Annotated in this window: 17 protein-coding genes and 4 tRNA genes; 4 read left to right on the top strand and 17 right to left on the bottom strand. The window is 56.3% G+C overall.

From position 1 onward, the window contains the following. Window positions 1–2 precede the first annotated feature (2 nt). Window positions 3–1,202 (top strand): protoheme IX biogenesis protein HemY, encoded by a 1,200-nt coding sequence (gene hemY / locus M8318_RS01320; protein WP_262660724.1) that lies wholly within the window; start codon window positions 3–5, stop codon window positions 1,200–1,202. A 159-nt stretch (window positions 1,203–1,361) separates the two neighbouring features. Then, window positions 1,362–2,567, top strand: a complete 1,206-nt coding sequence (locus tag M8318_RS01315) for an MFS transporter (protein WP_262660723.1) — start codon at window positions 1,362–1,364, stop codon at window positions 2,565–2,567. 503 nt (window positions 2,568–3,070) lie between these two features. On the opposite strand, the gene M8318_RS01310 is transcribed toward M8318_RS01315, so the two are convergent. From M8318_RS01310 to trxA, 17 genes are all read right to left on the bottom strand, one after another. Further along, window positions 3,071–3,147, bottom strand: a tRNA-Pro gene (locus tag M8318_RS01310). A gap of 45 nt (window positions 3,148–3,192) precedes the next feature. Then, window positions 3,193–3,278 (bottom strand) — tRNA-Leu (locus M8318_RS01305). 21 nt (window positions 3,279–3,299) lie between these two features. Further along, window positions 3,300–3,375 (bottom strand) — tRNA-His (locus M8318_RS01300). A gap of 68 nt (window positions 3,376–3,443) precedes the next feature. Then, a tRNA-Arg gene (locus M8318_RS01295) sits at window positions 3,444–3,520 on the bottom strand. A gap of 105 nt (window positions 3,521–3,625) precedes the next feature. Then, the gene (gene thrP / locus M8318_RS01290; RefSeq protein ID WP_262660722.1) at window positions 3,626–5,008 is read right to left on the bottom strand and encodes a bifunctional threonine/serine APC transporter ThrP; all 1,383 of its coding nucleotides are present in this window, start codon (window positions 5,006–5,008) and stop codon (window positions 3,626–3,628) included. Between the two features lie 267 nt (window positions 5,009–5,275). Continuing rightward, window positions 5,276–6,016 (bottom strand): lipopolysaccharide N-acetylmannosaminouronosyltransferase, encoded by a 741-nt coding sequence (wecG, locus tag M8318_RS01285; protein ID WP_262660721.1) that lies wholly within the window; start codon window positions 6,014–6,016, stop codon window positions 5,276–5,278. A gap of 12 nt (window positions 6,017–6,028) precedes the next feature. Continuing rightward, on the bottom strand, window positions 6,029–7,381 hold the full coding sequence (gene wzyE / locus M8318_RS01280) for an ECA oligosaccharide polymerase (protein WP_262660720.1): 1,353 nt from the start codon (window positions 7,379–7,381) through the stop codon (window positions 6,029–6,031). Continuing rightward, window positions 7,378–8,457 (bottom strand): TDP-N-acetylfucosamine:lipid II N-acetylfucosaminyltransferase, encoded by a 1,080-nt coding sequence (locus M8318_RS01275; RefSeq protein ID WP_262660719.1) that lies wholly within the window; start codon window positions 8,455–8,457, stop codon window positions 7,378–7,380. The genes wzyE and M8318_RS01275 overlap by 4 nt, the downstream gene beginning before the upstream one ends. Further along, window positions 8,454–9,704, bottom strand: coding sequence for a lipid III flippase WzxE (wzxE, locus tag M8318_RS01270; protein WP_262660718.1), 1,251 nt, complete (start codon window positions 9,702–9,704; stop codon window positions 8,454–8,456). The genes M8318_RS01275 and wzxE overlap by 4 nt, the downstream gene beginning before the upstream one ends. 1 nt (window position 9,705) lies before the next feature. Further along, window positions 9,706–10,836 (bottom strand): dTDP-4-amino-4,6-dideoxygalactose transaminase, encoded by a 1,131-nt coding sequence (gene rffA, locus M8318_RS01265; RefSeq protein ID WP_262660717.1) that lies wholly within the window; start codon window positions 10,834–10,836, stop codon window positions 9,706–9,708. A 4-nt stretch (window positions 10,837–10,840) separates the two neighbouring features. Further along, window positions 10,841–11,515 (bottom strand): dTDP-4-amino-4,6-dideoxy-D-galactose acyltransferase, encoded by a 675-nt coding sequence (gene rffC / locus M8318_RS01260; RefSeq protein WP_408612142.1) that lies wholly within the window; start codon window positions 11,513–11,515, stop codon window positions 10,841–10,843. Continuing rightward, complete coding sequence (gene wecC, locus M8318_RS01255; protein WP_106995946.1) at window positions 11,515–12,777, bottom strand: UDP-N-acetyl-D-mannosamine dehydrogenase; 1,263 nt, start codon at window positions 12,775–12,777, stop codon at window positions 11,515–11,517. Before wecC ends, rffC begins: the two co-directional genes overlap by 1 nt. Beyond that, a complete protein-coding gene (gene wecB, locus M8318_RS01250) occupies window positions 12,774–13,904 on the bottom strand; it encodes a non-hydrolyzing UDP-N-acetylglucosamine 2-epimerase (RefSeq protein ID WP_262660716.1) in 1,131 nt (376 codons plus the stop codon). The genes wecC and wecB overlap by 4 nt, the downstream gene beginning before the upstream one ends. 57 nt (window positions 13,905–13,961) lie before the next feature. Continuing rightward, window positions 13,962–15,008 (bottom strand): ECA polysaccharide chain length modulation protein, encoded by a 1,047-nt coding sequence (gene wzzE, locus M8318_RS01245; protein WP_106995948.1) that lies wholly within the window; start codon window positions 15,006–15,008, stop codon window positions 13,962–13,964. 12 nt (window positions 15,009–15,020) lie between these two features. Continuing rightward, window positions 15,021–16,124: a UDP-N-acetylglucosamine--undecaprenyl-phosphate N-acetylglucosaminephosphotransferase gene (gene wecA, locus M8318_RS01240; protein WP_262660715.1), complete on the bottom strand. Its 1,104-nt coding sequence runs from the start codon at window positions 16,122–16,124 to the stop codon at window positions 15,021–15,023. Window positions 16,125–16,364: 240 nt separating this feature from the next. Next, the gene (gene rho, locus M8318_RS01235) at window positions 16,365–17,624 is read right to left on the bottom strand and encodes a transcription termination factor Rho (protein WP_001054528.1); all 1,260 of its coding nucleotides are present in this window, start codon (window positions 17,622–17,624) and stop codon (window positions 16,365–16,367) included. 338 nt (window positions 17,625–17,962) lie between these two features. Next, complete coding sequence (trxA, locus tag M8318_RS01230; protein WP_006179218.1) at window positions 17,963–18,292, bottom strand: thioredoxin TrxA; 330 nt, start codon at window positions 18,290–18,292, stop codon at window positions 17,963–17,965. Between the two features lie 144 nt (window positions 18,293–18,436). On the opposite strand from trxA, the gene rhlB reads away from it, so the two are divergent. Next, window positions 18,437–19,702, top strand: coding sequence for an ATP-dependent RNA helicase RhlB (gene rhlB / locus M8318_RS01225; protein WP_262660714.1), 1,266 nt, complete (start codon window positions 18,437–18,439; stop codon window positions 19,700–19,702). A gap of 4 nt (window positions 19,703–19,706) precedes the next feature. After that, a complete protein-coding gene (gene gppA, locus M8318_RS01220; protein ID WP_262660713.1) occupies window positions 19,707–21,191 on the top strand; it encodes a guanosine-5'-triphosphate,3'-diphosphate diphosphatase in 1,485 nt (494 codons plus the stop codon). The last annotated feature ends 15 nt before the right edge of the window (window positions 21,192–21,206 follow it).

Here is a 21,206-nt window from a genome sequence, read left to right as displayed (position 1 = left end):
TTATGTTGAAAGTCTTATTACTCTTCGCACTGTTGCTCGCCGGGATCGTGCTCGGTCCTATGCTGGCCGGTCATCAGGGTTACGTGCTGATCCAGACCGATAACTACAATGTCGAAACCAGCGTCACCGGGCTGGTGATCATTCTGATCCTGGTGATGGTGGCGTTTCTGGCGATCGAGTGGATCCTGCGCCGCATCTTCCGTACCGGGGCCCATACCCGCAGCTGGTTTGTCGGCCGCAAGCGCCGCCGCGCCCGCAAGCAGACCGAACAGGCGCTGCTCAAACTGGCCGAAGGCGACTATCAGCAGGTTGAGAAGCTGATGTCGAAGAACGCCGATCATGCAGAGCAACCGGTGGTCAACTACCTGCTGGCGGCCGAAGCGGCCCAGCAGCGCGGCGACGAAGTGCGCGCCAATCAGCATCTGGAGCGCGCATCCGAACTGGCCGAAAACGACCCGATCCCGGTAGAGATCACCCGTGTGCGTCTGCAGCTGGCGCGCAACGAAAACCATGCCGCCCGACACGGCGTCGATCGTCTGCTGGAGATCGCCCCGCGTCATCCGGAGGTTCTGCGTCTGGCTGAGCAGGCCTATATCCGCACCGGCGCCTGGGGCTCGCTGCTGGACATCATCCCGTCGATGGCAAAAGCAGACGTGGGTGACGATGAGCAGCGCGACGACCTGCAACGTCAGGCCTGGATTGGTCTGATGGACCAGGCCCGCGCCGATCAGGGCAGCGATGGCCTGAAAGCCTGGTGGAAAAATCAGAGCCGCAAAACGCGTCAGCAGGTGCCACTGCAGGTAGCAATGGCAGAGCACCTGATTGAGTGTGACGATCACGATACCGCGCAGAGCATCATTCTTGATGGTCTGAAGCGCCAGTATGACGATCGGCTGGTGATGGTGATCCCGCGTCTGAAAACCAACAACCCGGAACAGATCGAGAAGATGCTCCGCCAGCAGATCAAAACCGTGGGCGATCGCCCACTACTGTGGAGCACCCTGGGTCAGTCCCTGGCAAAACATGGCGAATGGAAAGAGGCCAGCCTCGCCTTCCGCGCCGCGTTAAAACAGCGCCCGGATGCGTTCGACTACGCCTGGCTGGCGGATACCCTGGACAAGCTGCATCTGCCAGAGGAAGCCGCCGCGATGCGTCGCGATGGCCTGCTGCTGACCTTGCAGAACAATCCCCCGCAGCAGTAATTGCACAGGAGGCCTGACGGCCTCCTTTTTTATTTGCTACATTCTTTGCATCATCTTCATGAGACCGCCTCCGCCAATGTAACGACCTCCTTTCATTAAACATTTTTCCTGCACACGCCTTTGCGGCGTGGACTTACTTGTTTTTGAAAGGATCGTTTCATGAACACGCTTTTATCTGCGCTTATTCGCGCGCTCCGCAGCCATCGCTGGCTTCGCCTGCTGGCCTGCGCTTTTCTGTTTACCTCGGTGGGGAATGGCTTAACCCAGGTGATGGTCTTTGGCCTGCTGCTGGACTGGCAGGCTCCCGCCTCTTTACTGACCCTGGCTTACCTGTTTGCCACGCTGCCGGGATTCCTCGGCAGCCTCGTCGGGGAGAAGCTCTGTATGCGCTTTTCGCCCATCCGTCTGCTGATCCTGACCGAATGGCTGGGTCTGCTCGCCCTGCTGTTTCCCCTGCTGGGCATTCAGTTTCACAGTATGGTGGCGCTGCTGGCGGTGCAATCCACCGAGGCTTTTCTGGCAGGCATGAGCTGGCCCGCCCTGACTTTGCTGTTCCGACGGGGATTATCCGAAGACGAGCTGCCTGCGGCGACATGCCTGGAGACGATGATCTTTGCTTCACAGGTGCTGCTGGGGACCGGGCTGGGTATGGTGCTGTTTCATCATCTGCCCGCTCTGGCACTGCTGGGGCTCGACGCGCTCACTTTTGTGGGCTCCTTGCTGATGCTGATCCTCGCCGGCAGCGCCTTGCCTTCTCTGGCGCCTGAGCAGGCAGCGGAAGCTGAAAGACCGGTGGCGGTGCGCTGGCAAACGCTGGCCCCGCGGCAAAAACGCAGCCTGTTATTGCTCCCCGCGCTCGCCGCCGTGGGGTCGCCCGCCATGGCGCTGCTGCCTGCCCTGGCGCAACAGATCGAACCGGATGATGCTGCCGGGCTGGCCCTGCCCCTTCTTTTTGCCCGCAGTATGGGGCAGCTGTGCGGCCCGCTGCTGCTGAAAAGAGAGAACCTGTCCCGCTACGCCAGACAAAACCGTCTCCTGCTGACCTGCCTCGGAATTTTTTTATTCGCTTACGGGACGATCCCACTGTTATCAGGGACGCAAGCGCTGGGGGTGGTATTTATTGCCCATCTGGCCTCGAACATCGTTTTTGCGGTGGGTACCTTTAGCCTGTTAAGCAGCTTTCAGACCGGCCAGGTCTCGTCTGCCAGCGGCAAGGCGTGGCGATGGCAAACTGCCAGCGCGTCACTCTTTACCTGCACCACGGCGCTGGTGGCTGACGTACTGGGGCCGCTGCAGGCGCTGTACGGCGTGTCGGGCTGTGCCTTGCTGATGGTGGTGGGGATCCTGACGCGCTACTGCAGATAAGGCATAAAAAAACGCCTGCTAAAAAGCAGGCGTTAAACAGGTCTTTTCGACAACTTGTGGTGCTTCACTCAACGTTATGTCCATGGTGTTTGATGAGGCCGAAGCGACATCTGTCGGTGGACGATAAGCACCGTAAATGGCTCTGCATCATTCCGGGGTTTATGAGGCACTAAGGCGAACATAAGAGATGGAATGAGCATCTACACGTATATTATTGCACGCAACGTGCCAATGTTGCACAGGGAAGTTGTCCGATCTCCAACTTTTTAAGATAAAAGGAAATTATGCCATTCAGGCAGATTACGGGCGGCTGGATAAGGCAGGATCGCAGGCAAAGTGTCTCCTGAAAACGACATTCCGGCACATAAAGGGATATATTGATATTTTTCATGAAGTTAAGTGTCACTTATTCACGACAGGCCGGGATAGCGGTGTCGGCAATTAGCAACAGAGGGGGAGGAATAACAGAAAACAAAAAACCCCGCCGAAGCGGGGTTCAAAATTGGTCGGCGAGAGAGGATTCGAACCTCCGACCCACTGGTCCCAAACCAGTTGCGCTACCAAGCTGCGCTACTCGCCGTTGTACTGCTTTTTTTGAATTTTTAGTTCAATTCATTAAAAGTCGTGGTGCGAGGGGGGGGACTCGAACCCCCACATCCTAAGGACACTAACACCTGAAGCTAGCGCGTCTACCAATTCCGCCACCTTCGCAATTCACAACTTTTCAAATAATGGGGTGGCTAATGGGACTCGAACCCACGACAACTGGAATCACAATCCAGGGCTCTACCAACTGAGCTATAGCCACCACAACTTTATTCTTTCACGCGGTTCTGCCTACTTCACAGACCACCGCAGCTCTAGCACCGGGTAAAATGGTGCGCCCGACAGGATTCGAACCTGAGACCTCTGCCTCCGGAGGGCAGCGCTCTATCCAGCTGAGCTACGGGCGCTTAGCGCCGTTGCGGGGCTGGATATTACGGAGGTCTCGGTCTGCTGTCTAGTGCTTTTTCAAAATAAATGCGCGTTTGATTACAGTTTGCGCACTTTGCCGCATATTACTGCGTTTTGCCACTTTCGACGTGTCGTCCCAGGCCAAAAAGCTTATATCCCAGGCTCACGGCAGCGATAAATATCATCCCAACATACAGCGACATGCGAGTGTCTTCATTGAAATACATGCCAATCAGCACGCAGATCAGGAAAACCATGGTCAGATAGTTTGCCCATGGGAACAGAATGGAGCGGAACGGATGGCTGGCGATCGCTTTTTTATGTGCCTGACGGAAACGCAGCTGGCTAATCAGGATCACAAACCACGGCACCATTCCCGGCAGAACGCTGGCGCTGTAGACGTAGACAAAGACACGCTGCGGGTTCGGAATAATGTAGTTTAGGCATGATCCCACCAGCAGGATGGCAATTGAGATGGCCACTCCCGCCACCGGTACCCCCGCGCGGGAGACCTTGCCTACCGCCGCCGGAAGCTGGCGGTTTTTCGCCAGGGCATAAAGCATTCGCCCGCAGCTGTACATGCCGCTGTTACAGCCGGACAGCGCCGCCGTCAGCACCACAAAGTTGATAATGCCAGCCGCCGCGGTAATGCCGATTTTGGCAAAGGTCAGCACAAACGGGCTGCCGGTGGTGCCAATCTGGTTCCACGGGAAGATGGTGACGATGACGAAAATCGCGCCCACGTAGAAGATCAGGATACGCCACAGCACTTTGCCTACCGCGCTGCGCAGGGTCACCTGCGGGTTTTTGGCTTCGCCAGCAGTGATGCCGATAAGCTCAACGCCCTGATAGGACGCCACCACGATGCATAGCGCCGTCAGGAAGCCCTTCCAGCCGCCAGCAAAGAAGCCGCCGTGATCGGTCAGATTGCCAAAGCCAATCGCCTGCCCACCGTTGCCAAAGCCAAAGAAGATAACCCCTACCCCGATGACGATCATCACGATGATGGTGGTGACTTTGATCATCGCGAACCAGAATTCAATCTCACCGTACAGACGCACGGCCGCGAGGTTGGCCAGTGCCACCAGCCCCACGGCAATCAGCGCGGGTATCCATTGCGCCATCTCCGGGAACCAGAACTGCACATAGACCCCGATGGCGGTGATCTCCGATATCCCGACCGCCATCCACATAAACCAGTAGGACCAGGCCGTGAGATAGCCAAAGAACGGGCTCATATAGCGATGAGCGTAGACGGCGAACGAACCGGCAACCGGCTCAAGGAACAGCATTTCGCCCATTGAGCGCATGATAAAGAAGACGAACAGCCCGGCGATGATATACGCCAGCAGGACCGACGGCCCCGCCCATTTCAGGGTACTGGCGGAACCCATAAACAGGCCCACGCCAATCGTCCCGCCCAGGGCGATAAGTTCGATATGACGAGCTTCCAGCCCACGCTGAAGCTCCGTTTTTTTCTCTGCCATAAATCCTCGGTTGTGCTTGCGACTCTCCCGGCCTGAGCCGGTTATTGTTATAGGTACAGATGTGCTATCACGGGCTGTGCGATATGGACCGTTTATATTAACGGTTGATGCAAAAACAGCCTGATACGGTAGTGCGGGGAGGAATGGTTTCTTAAATTGGGCGAAATGGCAAACGATGCGTTAAAAAAATGAATGTATTGCACAGAAAAGCAGCAGATTTGCAGGCAGGTTGCAGCGCGAACAGCAGATCGCGCTGCAAATAAGAGATTAAAGCCGACCGGAGTAGTGCCAGCCGAGATAACGCAGCAGACGCAGCTGGCGGCTGATGCGGCTGGGCTGTGATAACAGGCGATACAGCCACTCCAGCCCCAGGTTCTGCCAGACCTTTGGCGCCCGCTTCACATGGCCGGTAAAGACGTCGTAGGTGCCGCCCACCCCCATGTACAGCGCCTCCGGGTAGACCTGACGGCAGTCGCGCATCAGGATCTCCTGCCGCGGGGAGCCCATCGCTACGGTGACAATCTTCGCCCCGCTATCACGAATCCGGACAAACAGCGCCTGCTGCTGCTCGGCGCTGAAGTAACCGTCCTGGCTGCCGACGATATTTACCTGCCACTGGGTCCGCAGCTTCTGCTCGGTTTGCGCCAGAATCTCCGGCTTGCCGCCGATGAGGAACACCGGCGTGCCGTCTGCGCCCGCTCTTGCCATCAGCGCTTCCCAGAGGTCGGCCCCTGCCACACGGGAGATGTTGGCATCCGGGTACTTCTTACGCACCGAGCGCACTACGCTTATTCCATCAGCGTATTTAAACTCCGCCGCCTCAATAAGCTCCCGCACCTGAGCGTTGTCCTCAATGGTAAGCATTTTTTCTGCATTGATGGCCACCAGCGTGCCGGTTTTAATCCTGTCACCGGCGCAGAGATAGTCCAGCGCATGTTGCATATCACGCCAGCCGATCAGCTTCAGGCCCCGCAGGTCATACTGCGGCGCAGAGGTATTGTCAGTCATTATTATCCTTACTCAGACTCGCGAAAGCGCCCTGCCGCTTGCCGGTTCGCGCTTGTGCACTAACCCGGCGCTGTCGAACAGCCAGTACAGCAGCTTCGCCATTAGCAGGCAGGCGCCAAAAACCACCATGAAAAAGACCACGCGGGAGACGAACGAATCCAGCCCTTCTCGCGCCAGCACGATCATATTGAAAATGGCACCGAAACAGAAACTATGCAAAATCGCTGCCTTATAGCGATTGGTCTCCTGATTGCCCAGCGTATAAAGCCAGTCAAACCATTTGATAATCAGCCCAACGGCGACGGCCCCGGGCAGGATGAACCAGCCGCCGCCCATCACGACCAGCGAGCCGATCAGCGTCGGGGAAATCGCCAGCCCGGAGTGGTTGTTCAGCACTTCCCAGGTAAAGTAGTTGGCGGTGTTCAGGACCACGCCCGGCCTGTCCGGCCATAGCCAGGTGGGGATAAAGACATAAAAATCGCGCACGATGGGCGCCAGCCCCTGGAAGTCGATTTTGTCGTAGTTTTGCAGCAGCAGAGCCAGGTTCTCCCACGGCGAGAAGGTATCGCGGGTGAGGTACAGGAAGGTGTAAAACGCCTCATCTCCGCTGACGTCCATGCCATAGCGTTTCAGCGCCAGCCAGAACATGCCGACAATCCCCATCACACCCGCAGCAGCCAGCATCCACAGCGAGATCCAGCCGCGAATGATGCCGATAAACAGAAAGATGGCGAAGGCGATAATGATGTTGGCGCGCGTGCCGCCGACAATCATGTAGGTCAGCAGACCAAACGCCACGGTGCTGACGAGGAAAAACAGCCACGCCCGGGCATTCTGGCGCAGAAAATAGATCACCAGCATCGCCGGAATGAAGAAGTAGAAGAAGCGCTTGAGCGCCACCCCGGAGACTTCGCTGGAGAAAATCTGGCTGTAGGAGTGCAGCTTAAACAGCAAAAAGCCGTTATGCATAAAGAAGATACCGACGGTCACCAGCGCAATCCCCATCAGCATCATCCATGTCAGATGGGTCTCGACCCGGTTCATGGTAAACAGGGGTCGTCGCTCAGCACCAGATCTGGCGGGCTTCAGTCGCGTTTTATAGGCGACGTAGTACACCCCATAAAAGCACGTAGCCGACAGCAGCGCCTGCATCAGGATCTCCGGCGGTACGACGGCCACATCGAAGCGGAACACCAGCAGGCTGGTCAGCGGGAAGCCAAAGTAAAAGGTCAGCAGAAACAGCAGCGAGAAAAAGACGTTGAAGTTAAAGCGCACCCGCCGGAACTCGAACCAGGTCAGGGTCGCGATAAACAGCGCGCTCAGAAGCCAGATGACCAACAGGCCGCTAAATTGCAACTGGCTCATGCTTTCTCCCCTGAGGCGATCCGCAGCGCCTGATGCCACGGCGTGAGGTAGTTCGGGCTGAAGAAGTCGATGGCGTTCTTATCCACCTGCGTCAGCTGTCGCTGCGCTTCACGTACCACTTCTTCATTCAGGTTGTCGGTGGTGAACAGCACCGGAATGTGCTGCTCCGCCATATCCTGCCAGAACGGGTTGTCGCGGTTAAGCACGCTCGGCACGCCCGCCTGGATCAGCAGACACAGCGTGCCAATCCCCTGCTGACGCGCAAAGATGAAATAGCCCAGATCGCACTGGCGCAGCAAGGTGAGGTAGTCATCAAAGGCCAGCTTATCGCTGAGGATCTGCAGATTCTCCGGGCTAAACAGCGCCAGCCCGCTCTGACGGACTTCATCGATGTACGCCGCGTTATTAGCAGGATAGCCCATGGGCACGATCACGTTGACCGTATCGCCAAACTGCTGGTGCACCGCCTTCAGGGCAGCAATGTGCTCGTTGCTGCGGTCTCCGGAGTTGCCCACCAGAATCGTCAGCTTGCCCTCGCGTTTCACGTCACTGGCTAAGCCGTTCAGGGCGGGATCCATGCGGGTCGGGAAATAGAGCAGCTCACCGCGGACGTTCGGATGACGTTGGGCGAAATAGTTCAGATCGCCGCGGGTGGCAAAGATACAGCCCACGCGCCCCTGCGCCATGCGACGCAGCGGGTAGAAGAGACGGAACTTCCAGCCCTGGGAGACTTCATACAGGTCTGCGCCCCAGATATGCCAGTTAAACTGCGCGGGCTTGATGCCCCCGCTCAGCAGCGCCAGCCACAGGCCGGTATTGAACTGTCCGTGGAAAAAGAAACGCTGCTGGCGATCCGCTTTGGCTTTGGCGATCACCGCGTTGGCAAGCGACGCTTTGTCCGGCCAGAAAGTGAGATTCAGTGCCGGGCAGGCGGCGCTGAGTCCGGTATCCTTCCCCGCCACCATAAATTCGCGCGCATGCACGCTGCCGGGGGCCAGCTCATCGTTAAAGAACCGTAGTACGGTCTGGTTATGGTGTGGGATATCCGATCCCAGGACGTGAATCAGTGCAGTCATGCGCGTTTATGCCAAAGTAAAAAGACGCCGCAACAGGCAGCAAAATAGACAATGTAGGTGGCCATATAGGCCTGAGCCGCACCCAGCGCGCCGTGCGTGGGGATCAGCCAGTGCGAGAACGCCGTCAGCAACGTGAACTGGCTGATTTCCGCCAGGATATAGAGCTTTAACGAGGCTTTAGCGATCACCAGATAGCCAAAGACGTAAGCGCCTACTTTCAGCACATCACCCACCAGCTGCCAGGCGAACAGATCGCGCATCGCGGTAAACTTGTCGGAGAACAGTAGCCAGATGGCGACATCGCGCAACAGCCAGACGGTAAAACTGGCGACAGCCACTGCCGGTAAGACAAAGCGCAGGGAACGGAGTATCTCGCGGGTGATCTCCTGACGCCCGGTCAGACGTGACAGGGTTGGCAGCAGGTAGACGCTAAAGGAGGCGGTAATAAACTGCAGGTAGGCATCCGAGATGCTGCTGACCCCTTGCCAGATCCCCACTTCATCCCAGCTGTAGTGCGCCGCCAGCAGGTTTCGCATCATCACATAGGCCACCGGCAGGGTGACGGAGGTGATAAGCGCCATCAGGGTAAATTTACCCAGCTGTCCGGCGAGGAGCTTGTCCCATTTCGGCTTGAGATAGTGCAGCGGAATCGTGCGTCTGCGCATCAGCATCACTGCCGCCGGGATCACCACCAGCGCCGGCACCAGCGCCAGCCCCAGCAGCGCGCCTTCGTAGCCACCGAGACGATAGCAGGCGTAATAGGCGACGACCCCAATCAGGCTGCCAACAATCAGCGCCAGCGCATTGCCGGCGGCATCGCGGAAGCCCTTCATCAGCGCCAGCAGCAGGTTCGCCCAGGCGATGCCCATCTGCACTAACGCCACCAGCCGCACCAGGCCCTGATAGCCCGTATGACCAAACAGCCCCTGGCTGATGGGCGCGGCCGCCAGTAAAAAGATCACTGCCAGCAGAGTGGAAAAGCCCAGCACCATCGCTGATGAGGTCCCGACCACCATGCGTAATTGCGCCTTATCATCATGATATTGCGCGACGTACTTGGTGACGCCGTTGAAGATCCCCGCTCCGGCCAGCACGCCCAGCACGGTGACCAGCTGGCGGAAGTTACCCGCCTGCCCGACACCAGAAGGGCCAAATGAGACCGCCAGCAGTTTGACGACCAGCAGTCCTGTGCCGATCTTGACGAGTGTGGACGCGGCGGTCCACACCGATGCTTTCGCCAGAGACATATCAGCCGAAATAACTCAACAGGGTATTAATCACCGTGCGCTGGTTGACCGCAGCGAGGTTATAGAACAGCGGCAAGCGGAGTAACCGCTCACTTTCTTTGGTAGTGAAGCGATCTTCACCCACGAACTGGCCAAAGGCTTCACCGGCCGGGCTGGAGTGCAGCGGAATGTAGTGGAACACCGCCAGGATCTCCGCCTCTTTCAGGTATGCAATCAGCTCGCTGCGATCGTCGTTATCCCGCAGCTTGATGTAGAACATATGCGCGTTATGCACGCAGTCCGCCGGAATGGTCGGCAGCTCGATACGGCCTTTGCGCGCCAGCGGGGCCAGCGCATCGTAATAGGTCTGCCACAAGGCCAGGCGTTGCTGGTTGATGCGGTCTGCCGCCTCCAGCTGGGCCCACAGATACGCGGCCTGCAGATCCGCCATCAGGTAGCTGGAGCCGATATCGCGCCAGGTGTACTTATCCACCTGCCCACGGAAGAACTGGCTGCGGTTAGTGCCTTTCTCGCGGATGATCTCCGCGCGCTCCACCAGGGCGCGATCGTTAATCAGGGTCGCGCCGCCTTCACCGCCTGCGGTGTAGTTTTTGGTTTCGTGGAAGCTAAAGCAGCCGATATGCCCGATAGTGCCCAGCGCGCGGCCTTTGTAGGTGGACATCACGCCCTGCGCAGCATCTTCCACCACATACAGGCTGTGCTTTTTGGCGATCGCCATGATGGTGTCCATCTCGCAGGCCACACCGGCATAGTGCACCGGCACGATGGCGCGGGTCTTGTCGGTGATTGCCGCTTCAATCAGCGTCTCATCAATATTCATGGTATCCGGGCGGACATCCACGAAGACGATTTTCGCCCCGCGCAGCACGAAGGCGTTGGCGGTGGAGACGAAGGTGTAGCTCGGCATAATCACTTCATCGCCAGCACCGATGTCCAGCAGCAGTGCTGCCATCTCCAGCGAGGCGGTGCAGGACGGAGTCAGCAGGACTTTCGCGCTCTGAAAACGCTGCTCCATCCACTGCTGACAGCGACGCGTGTAGCCGCCATCACCACAGAGTTTGCCGCTGCCCATCGCAGACTGCATGTAATCAAGTTCGGTGCCCACCACAGGAGGCGCATTAAATGGGATCATCTTGTCACCTGTATAGCCAGTAAGCGATGGTTTCGATGTTGCCGCCGCTGGCGATATAACGTTTAAGCGCGGCGGTGTTGCCCATCTGGGTCGCCACCCGCAAAGTAGAAAGCTGCTGTTGCTGAGCCCAGCACAGCGCCGCCTGCATTAACCGCTCCCCCATGCCGCGCCCGGCCAGCAGGCCGATACGCGCCTCGGTGTCATTCAGTTTACGCAGGGAGACAAACCCCTGGATGGTGCCATCCGGCGCACGGAACACCAGGCAGAGATGGTCGAAAGTGCCTTTTACCGCATTTTCGATCCACTGGGCATAGAAGCGACCGCTGTCGTCCGGGGCGTACCACGGCGTGCGAAAGCGGCTCTGCGCAAACGCCTGAGCGGCCAGCTGGCGCAGCGCCGGGATATCCTGCCCCGTGGCGATCTCCGCTCCAGGACACGCATGCTGCGTCACCGCGATCGCGAGATCGACTTCACCTTCCACCAGCCTGAAACCCTGCTGCTGGAGGGTATCCAGCCAGTCGGCCCGGGTGGCCGGAATTTTGGCCTGCACACGTTGCCAGGCGGCTAAATCGTCAGCCGCCAGCAACGGGGCGTCATCATCCAGGCGCACAATGGCCGTGGGCAGGGAGAAAAACTGACTTTCCCAGTCCAGCGGCTGTAATTCGCCACGCAGCTGCATCAGCGCCAGACACCTTTGGTATCAACGATAAATTCCTGACGCACAGCATCGCCCGAAATCGCTTTAAACTCGTTATGATCCACCAGCAGTACCAGCACATCGGCGGTGGCCAGCGCATCATCCACGCGCGTCAGGGTGCAGTGTCCAGCCAGCTTGTTCGGCAGCTCATGGATATTGGGTTCAACCACCTGGGTTTCACCGCTGTGCCAGTCGGCAATCATCTCAGCAATTTCCATCGCCGGGCTTTCACGCAGATCGTCAATGTTCGGCTTAAAGGCGAGACCAAAACAGGCGATGGTCACCTCGTTCGCCCGCTTGCCGCTCTGCGTCAGGTAATCCGCCACCGTGGCTTTCACCTGGTTCAGCACCCAGTGCGGTTTGCTGTCGTTTACTTCGCGGGCCGTACGGATCAGACGCGCCTGCTGCGGGTTCTGTGCCACGATAAACCACGGGTCGACCGCGATACAGTGGCCGCCTACGCCCGGGCCAGGTTGCAGGATATTGACGCGCGGATGGCGGTTCGCCAGACGAATCAATTCCCAGACGTTAATCCCCTGATCGGCGCAAATCAGCGACAGTTCATTGGCAAACGCGATGTTGACGTCGCGGAAGCTGTTTTCCGTCAGCTTGCACATCTCGGCGGTACGGGAGTTGGTCACCACGCACTCGCCTTCAAGGAAGATGTTATACAGCTCGCTGGCGCGGGCGGAACAGACCGGCGTCATGCCGCCTATCACGCGATCGTTTTTAATCAGTTCGACCATCACCTGCCCCGGCAGCACGCGCTCCGGGCAGTAGGCGACGTTAATATCCGCCTGCTCGCCCGCCTGCTGTGGGAAAGTCAGATCCGGACGCGCCTCGGCCAGCCACTGTGCCATCTGTTCGGTGGCACCCACCGGGGAGGTGGACTCGAGGATCACCAGCGCGCCTTTTTTCAGCACCGGGGCGATGGATTTGGCAGCTGCCTCGACATACACCATATCCGGCTCATGATCGCCTTTGAATGGTGTTGGTACGGCAATCAAATAGGCATCGGCGGTCACTGGCGTGGTGCTGGCCTTCAGGAATCCACCCTCAACGGCCGTCTTTACCACCTTGTCGAGATCCGGCTCAACAATGTGAATTTCACCCCTGTTGATCGTCGCAACCGCATGCTGGTTGATATCCACACCCACAACCTGTTTTTGACGGGAGGCAAATGCCGCCGCCGTTGGCAGCCCAATGTAGCCAAGCCCAATGACAGAAATGGTCGTAAAACTCATAGCGATACCCGATTGTGTTTGAGTGCGTACAAAATACGGTCACAGGCCTGGCCATCACCATACGGATTATGGGCCCGGCTCATGGCCTGATACTCTTTATCGTCGTGCAGCAGGCGCGTCACCTCTTCCACGATGGCTCGTGAATCAGTACCCACCAGCCGCACCGTTCCGGCTTTGACCGCTTCCGGTCGCTCGGTGGTTTCACGCATCACCAGCACCGGTTTCCCGAGTGACGGAGCTTCTTCCTGAATACCGCCAGAATCTGTCAGGATCAGCCAGGCATGGTTCATCAGCCAGACGAAAGGCAGATAGTCCTGCGGCTCAATAAGAATGACGTTTTCAACGTGCCCAAGGATGCGGTTGACCGGCTCACTGACGTTAGGATTCAGGTGTACCGGATAGACAATCTGCACATCTTCATTTTGTGCTGCGATTTCTGCCAGCGCATGGCAGATTTGCTCGAAGCCCTGACCAAAGCTTTCCCGACGGTGTCCGGTGACCAGGATCATCTTTTTGCCAGTAGTCAGGAAAGGATACCGCTCCGCCAGTTCGCCCCGCAGGGTGTCACTCGCTAGCACCCGATCGCGTACCCAGATCAGGGCGTCGATCACCGTGTTGCCGGTGACAAAGATATGCTGGTCGTTAACGTTCTCGCGCAGCAGGTTCTGCCGGGAGTTCTCCGTCGGCGCGAAGTGGTACATCGCCAGATGCCCGGTCAGGGTACGGTTCGCCTCTTCAGGCCACGGGGAGGAGAGATCGCCGGTACGTAATCCGGCTTCGACATGCCCCACCGGAATACGCTGATAGAACGCCGCCAGGCTGGTGGCGATGGTGGTAGTGGTATCTCCATGCACCAGCACGACATCAGGCTTAAACGACTCCAGAATAGGTTTTAACCCTTCCAGAATACGGCAGGTAATTTCAGTTAATCCTTGTCCCGGCTTCATAATATTGAGGTCGTAATCGGGAACAATAGAAAAGAGGTTAAGGACCTGATCCAGCATCTCCCGATGCTGTGCGGTAACGCAAACTTTCGCCTCAAAATAAGGGTCGCTTGCCAGCGCATGAACCAGGGGCGCCATCTTGATGGCTTCCGGCCTCGTACCAAAGACGGTTAGTACTTTCACATCGATTCTCTTCGATTAGGCGATGAAGGCCATAAGCCTTCATCGTAGATGGCGTTCTTAATTTTTGCGACGACGGGTTAATGCCACGCCAGCGCCAATTAAAGCACCCACAATCCCCCACATAATCATCAGGAATGCGCGACGTGGACTATCGCGTTTTACAGGTTCTTCAGGAGTTCGCAAATAACGATAGGTCTGAAAACGTGGGTCCAGTGTCGGACCTACGTTGAGGGTGGTCAGCATAGCGCGATTTTGGTCGTAGTCGAGGTCAACATCCGGCCCCACGGCCTGCAGGTTTTCCAGACGCGCCTGCAGCATCGGGCGGCCCAGCAGGAACATTTCAGAGTCCGGCAGTTCGGCCGCCGGCACGTCGGTTTCGCTGCGGGAGATATTGCTCTTTTCGGCAATCTTCAGCGCCTGTTCAATATTATGTACCCGGCGATTGAAGATCGCTTTCGCGACCTCTTCCTGACGTTTGACCTGCGCTTTCATCTGTACGGTACGCGCCGCCCAGGCCCCTTTCAGCTCATCATTCAGATGGCTGGCCGCTCGCTGGCTGGCGAAAGCAACGTACTGACGCAGCAGGTTGTTAGCGTCCGGCGCGGTTTCCGCAATCAGTTTGACGTTGTCATTGATGTTGCGCAGCGGGTCGCCCGCCATAAACTGAATATTGTTGATCAGCTCATCCAGCAGGGCGGCATCGGCCTTGCTGTTACCCACCATCCGCTGTTTGAAATAGTCGGTCTGGTTCCAGAAATCACGACGAGTATCCCAGGAGGCGAGCTGCATGATGAACTCTTTGTAAGACTCATCCATCACCGAAGGTTGGTCGGCGGAGGTCGGATTCGCTTTTACATCCAGGTTTCGCAAAAACTGTTGCTGGGAGTAGAAACCCCCGAGCATGTTCACCGTCGGGCGATCGGTAATCGCCGTCGCGCTCCACTCCTGTCTGGCGAAAAAGGTATAAGCCAGGGCGATAAGTGCAAAGCCCAGCGCCATACCTGCAATCCAAAACTTGCCCGCCCATAACACGCGGAACAAGCCACGAACATCCAGCTCATTCTCAGTTACCACTGATTTTGCTCCCGCCAACGGTTGAGTCATTACAGTCCCGATTTACTTGGTTAAAGTTGGGTTATTGTCATTATTTCGACGCATCCGGCGCTTCACGCGTTTAATAAATCGCGCCACTTTCCATGCACGCTTAATGCAATAGCCGTACAGGAAAAATGCTAGCAAGAATAATACCAACATTACCCATTCAGGAATGAAATGAGCGTATTCTGCGGCGACGCCAATACCGGCCAGAAGAGCCGCGGCCAGGGTAATTAAGACAAAGGCCTGACGCGAGGTGAAGCCGGCGCGCATAATGAGATGGTGAATATGTTGACGGTCTGGTGAGAACGGGCTCATCCCTTTACGCAGGCGACGGTACATAATCGCCACCATATCCATCAGCGGAATGGCAATAATCCACAGCGCCGTCACCGGACTGATAGGGTGCGTGTTCCCTTGAGTGGTTTCCAGCAGGATCCAGATAACGGTAAAACCAATCAACGTACTCCCGGCATCGCCCATAAAGACTTTATAGCGACGGCCCAGCACGCCAAGGTTAAGGAGGATATAAGGCAGAATGGCGGCAATCATCGCAAAGCACCACATCGACAGGCTGTACTGGCCGTCGAACCACAGGATAATGCCGATTGCGGCGAACGAAACGCTGGAGAGCCCACCCAGCAGGCCGTCGATGCCGTCCACCATGTTAAAGGCGTTAATCGCCGCCCATACGGCAAACAACGTCAGGAAGTAGCCGAACGGCCCCAGCACCATTTCCCAGGTCCCGAAGATATAGCCGAGGCTGCTGAGATAGAGTTTTCCGACTACCATCATGATAACGCCGATAGCCGCCTGAACCGCAGCGCGGAACTTCACGCTGATATCGAACCTGTCGTCCAGCGCCCCCACCAGTACCAGCACACCGGCACAGGACAGATAGAGCGCCGCATGCGGGATATAGTAATCCGCAATACCGAAGGTGAAGCAGATGCCCGCATAAACAGAGATTCCGCCAACCAGCGGAATCAAGCCTTGATGGCGTTTACGATAATTGGGCTTATCCACCAGACCTACTCTCTTCGCCGCCTTACGGGCAAGAAATAGAAAGCAGGTGGTGAAAAGAAAAATACTGATTAGCTCAGTCACCGCGGTGAGTAGATTCACTATGGATACTCTCAACAAATGTTAATCCCGGAAGTATAACCTTGAAGGCTCGGCTTCAGAAGGAAAAAGCAGGCCTTACCCAAGTCCCTTTGTTTATTTTTCAAACAATTAATTTTCTACTTTGACGAACATTCCGATTTTCGCCATCCGCAGAATAATTCTACAGCGCACTGTAACAGCGTATAAGTCAGAAAAGAAAAACGCCACGTAAAAACGTGGCGTTTCGGCGCTTTATTTACTTTACGAGCGTTTCATCATATCGAAGAAATCGTCGTTAGTTTTGGTCATCGCCAGTTTGTTAATGAGGAACTCCATTGCGTCGATTTCACCCATTGGATGGATAATTTTGCGCAGGATCCACATTTTCTGCAGCTCTTCCTGAGTGGTGAGCAGCTCTTCTTTACGGGTACCGGAACGGTTGTAGTCGATAGCCGGGAAGACGCGTTTTTCCGCAATCTTACGAGAGAGGTGCAGTTCCATGTTGCCTGTACCTTTAAACTCTTCGTAGATAACTTCATCCATCTTCGAACCGGTGTCGATCAGCGCGGTGGCGATGATGGTCAGGCTACCGCCCTCTTCCACGTTACGCGCAGCACCGAAGAAACGCTTCGGACGGTGCAGGGCGTTGGCATCCACACCACCGGTTAACACTTTACCGGAAGCCGGAACCACGGTGTTATAGGCACGCGCCAGACGGGTGATGGAGTCGAGCAGGATGATAACGTCTTTTTTATGCTCAACCAGACGCTTCGCCTTCTCGATAACCATTTCCGCAACCTGAACGTGACGGGATGCTGGTTCGTCGAAGGTAGAAGCAACCACTTCACCTTTTACCAGACGCTGCATCTCGGTCACTTCTTCCGGACGTTCGTCAATCAGCAGTACCATCAGCACGCAGTCTGGGTGGTTGTAAGCGATGCTCTGCGCGATATTCTGCAGCAGCATGGTTTTACCCGCTTTTGGCGGTGCCACAATCAGACCACGCTGGCCACGACCAATCGGAGACGCCAGATCCAGAACGCGAGCGGTTAAGTCTTCGGTAGAACCGTTACCACGCTCCATGCGCAGGCGAGAGTTCGCGTGCAGCGGCGTTAAGTTCTCGAACAGGATCTTATTGCGCGAGTTTTCTGGTTTGTCGTAGTTAACTTCGTTAACTTTCAACAGCGCAAAGTAGCGTTCACCCTCTTTAGGAGGACGAATCTTACCTGAAATGGTGTCACCAGTGCGGAGGTTGAAACGGCGGATTTGGCTGGGGGAAACGTAGATATCATCAGGACCGGCGAGGTAGGAGCTGTCTGCAGAGCGGAGGAAACCAAATCCGTCCTGCAATATCTCCAGCACACCGTCGCCAAAGATATCTTCGCCACTCTTTGCATGCTGCTTCAGGATGGCAAAAATGATGTCCTGCTTGCGCATACGAGCCTGGTTTTCCAGTCCCATATTTTCGCCGAGAGTGATCAGCTCAGAAACCGGCGTATTCTTTAATTCGGTAAGATTCATAATGGTGTGGGTTCTTAAACTCGGGGTGATACTCGAACTTAATTTGTGAATGGTATGGCAGGGTCATCCATGCCTGTTTAGCGGCCATCAACTCATGTCTGTTCGCTGTCTGGTCACAGGGAAAGCACAGAACTGAAACGACAAGACGGATTGAGTGACAAGCCCGGAATCTATCCACTTCACGCACTGTTTAAAGGAAACAACGGGAAGTATCGGGTAAAACAAGATTCAAACAACAAGGTATGTTTAAAACGAAGTCATAGGTAACTTAGCACGACTCAAGCCGGGCGTCCAGAGATCCAAACAATTTAGAAACCCTGGACGCACAGACGAGAACCTTACGCCAGGTTGGCGTCCAGGAACTCTTTCAGTTGACCTTTGGACAGTGCGCCCACTTTGGTCGCCGCAACTTCACCGTTTTTGAACAGCAGCAGCGTTGGGATGCCGCGGATGCCGTACTTAGGCGCGGTGCCAGGGTTCTGGTCGATGTTCAGTTTCGCTACGGTCAGTTTGCCCTGATATTCGTCAGCGATCTCATCCAGAATCGGGGCGATCATTTTGCAAGGACCACACCATTCAGCCCAGAAATCGACGAGGATCAGCCCGTCAGCTTTAAGTACGTCCGTGTCAAAACTGTCGTCAGTCAGGTGAATAATTTTATCGCTCATATATAACTCCACAGGAATAAGCCTGGTGCGTTGATCTCGCTTCCATCAACGACCTGTTGATGTAGCATTAACCAACTAAAGGTTGACTTTATTTCACCGGATACGCTTTCGTAAAGCAATAGATAGCTGATATTCTACCACACTATGAGCAAAACACATTTAACAGAACAGAAGTTTACCGACTTCGCCCTGCACCCAAAAGTCATCGAAGCCCTTGAAAATAAAGGGTTTCATAACTGCACGCCTATTCAGGCTCTCGCCCTTCCGCTAACGCTGGAAGGTCGCGATGTTGCAGGGCAGGCGCAAACCGGTACCGGCAAAACGATGGCGTTTTTAACGTCAACGTTTCATTATTTACTTTCTCACCCGGCAATTGCTGACCGCAAAGTTAACCAGCCGCGCGCGCTGATCATGGCCCCGACGCGAGAACTGGCGGTACAGATCCACGCTGACGCAGAACCGCTGGCACAGACCACCGGCCTGAAACTCGGCCTGGCCTACGGCGGTGACGGTTACGACAAACAGCTTAAAGTGCTGGAAAGCGGCGTCGATATTCTGATCGGCACCACCGGCCGTCTGATCGACTACGCCAAACAGAACCACATTAACCTCGGTGCTATCCAGGTTGTGGTACTGGATGAAGCCGATCGCATGTACGATCTGGGCTTCATTAAAGATATCCGCTGGCTGTTCCGCCGCATGCCTGTCGCTAACCAGCGCCTGAACATGCTGTTCTCGGCAACGCTGTCGTATCGCGTCCGTGAGCTGGCGTTCGAACAGATGAATAACGCTGAATACGTTGAAGTGGAACCGGAACAGAAAACCGGCCACCGTATTAAAGAAGAGCTCTTCTACCCGTCGAACGAAGAGAAAATGCGTTTACTGCAAACGCTGATCGAAGAAGAGTGGCCAGATCGCGCCATTGTATTCGCCAACACCAAACACCGTTGTGAAGATATCTGGGGCCATCTGGCTGCAGATGGACACCGTGTAGGTCTGTTGACCGGCGACGTCGCGCAGAAAAAACGCCTGCGCATTCTTGAAGATTTCACCCGTGGCGACCTGGATATTCTGGTGGCAACGGACGTCGCCGCACGCGGTCTGCACATCCCGGCGGTCACCCACGTCTTCAACTACGACCTGCCGGATGATTGCGAAGATTACGTTCACCGTATCGGCCGTACCGGTCGTGCAGGCGCCAGCGGTCACTCTATCAGCCTTGCCTGTGAAGAGTACGCCCTGAACCTGCCGGCGATTGAGACCTATATCGGTCACTCGATTCCGCAGAGTAAATACAACCCGGATGCGCTGTTAAGCGAACTGCCACCAGCGAAGCGCCTGACCCGCGCCCGTTCCGGCAATGGCCCGCGCCGTAACAGCGCCCCGCGTAACCGTCGTCGTTCAGGCTAAAAATATGCTCCGGTCCACCTCGCTCTATGCAGCTATTGATTTAGGTTCGAATAGTTTTCATATGCTGGTTGTACGCGAGGTGGCGGGAAGTATACAGACGCTGACGCGTATTAAACGCAAGGTCCGTCTCGCGGCGGGCCTGAGTGCGGATAATCATCTCTCTCCTGAAGCTATGGAGCGCGGCTGGCAATGCCTGCGCCTCTTTGCTGAACGTCTGCAGGATATTCCTCCCCAGCAAATTCGTGTTGTCGCCACCGCAACCCTGCGTCTGGCGGTGAATGCCGGGGAGTTTATTGCTAAGGCACAGGAAATCCTCGGTTGTCCGGTCCAGGTGATCAGCGGTGAAGAAGAAGCCCGCCTGATTTACCAGGGCGTGGCGCACACCACCGGCGGGGATGAGCGTCGTCTGGTTGTGGATATCGGCGGCGCAAGCACCGAACTGGTCACCGGTATCGGTGCGCAGGCAACCTCCCTGAACAGCCTGTCGATGGGCTGTGTCACCTGGCTTGAACGCTACTTTACCGATCGCAATCTGGCACAAGAGAACTTCGATGACGCGGAAAAAGCCGCCCGCGAGGTGCTGCGTCCGGTGGCGGATAAGCTGCGTTATCACGGCTGGAAGGTCTGCGTTGGCGCGTCCGGCACCGTCCAGGCGCTGCAGGAAATCATGATGGCGCAGGGGATGGATGAGCGCATCACGCTGGCGAAACTGCAGCAGTTAAAGCAGCGCGCCATCCACTGTGGTCGTCTGGAAGAGCTCGAAATCGAAGGACTTACCCTTGAACGTGCCCTGGTCTTCCCCAGCGGCCTGGCGATCCTGATTGCCATTTTCACCGAACTGAATATTCAGTGCATGACCCTTGCGGGTGGTGCGCTACGGGAAGGTCTGGTTTACGGCATGCTGCATCTGGCCGTCGATCAGGACATTCGCAACCATACGCTGCGCAATATCCAGCGCCGGTTTATGGTGGATATCGAACAGGCGCATCGGGTAGCAAACCTGGCGGTCAGTTTCCTCGATCAGGTCGAAAACGAGTGGCATCTGGATCCTGTCAGCCGCGAACTGCTGGTGAGTGCGTGCCAGCTGCACGAGATCGGCCTGAGCGTCGATTTCAAACAGGCGCCGCTGCATGGTGCCTACCTGGTACGCAATCTCGATCTGCCCGGCTACACCCCGGCGCAAAAGAAGCTGTTGGCTACGCTGCTGTTAAACCAGACCAACCCCGTCGACCTCTCTTCGCTCCACCAGCAAAATGCGGTGCCGCCGCGCGTGGCGGAGCATCTCTGTCGCCTGCTGCGTCTGGCGATCCTTTTTGCCAGCCGTCGGCGCGACGATTTGCTGCCAGCCATCACCCTGAAGGCGGAAAGCGAGAAGTTGACGCTGAACCTGCCGGAAAAATGGCTGGATACCCATCCGCTGGGCGCAGAAATGCTGGTGCAGGAGTGTCAGTGGCAGAGCTATGTCCACTGGATGCTTGAAGCTCAATAATCCCGATTAAACGCC

It is taken from the genome of Leclercia tamurae, from assembly GCF_025566055.1.
GTDB classification, from domain to species: domain Bacteria; phylum Pseudomonadota; class Gammaproteobacteria; order Enterobacterales; family Enterobacteriaceae; genus Enterobacter; species Enterobacter tamurae.
This window is presented reverse-complemented; position numbering and strand designations above follow the sequence as displayed.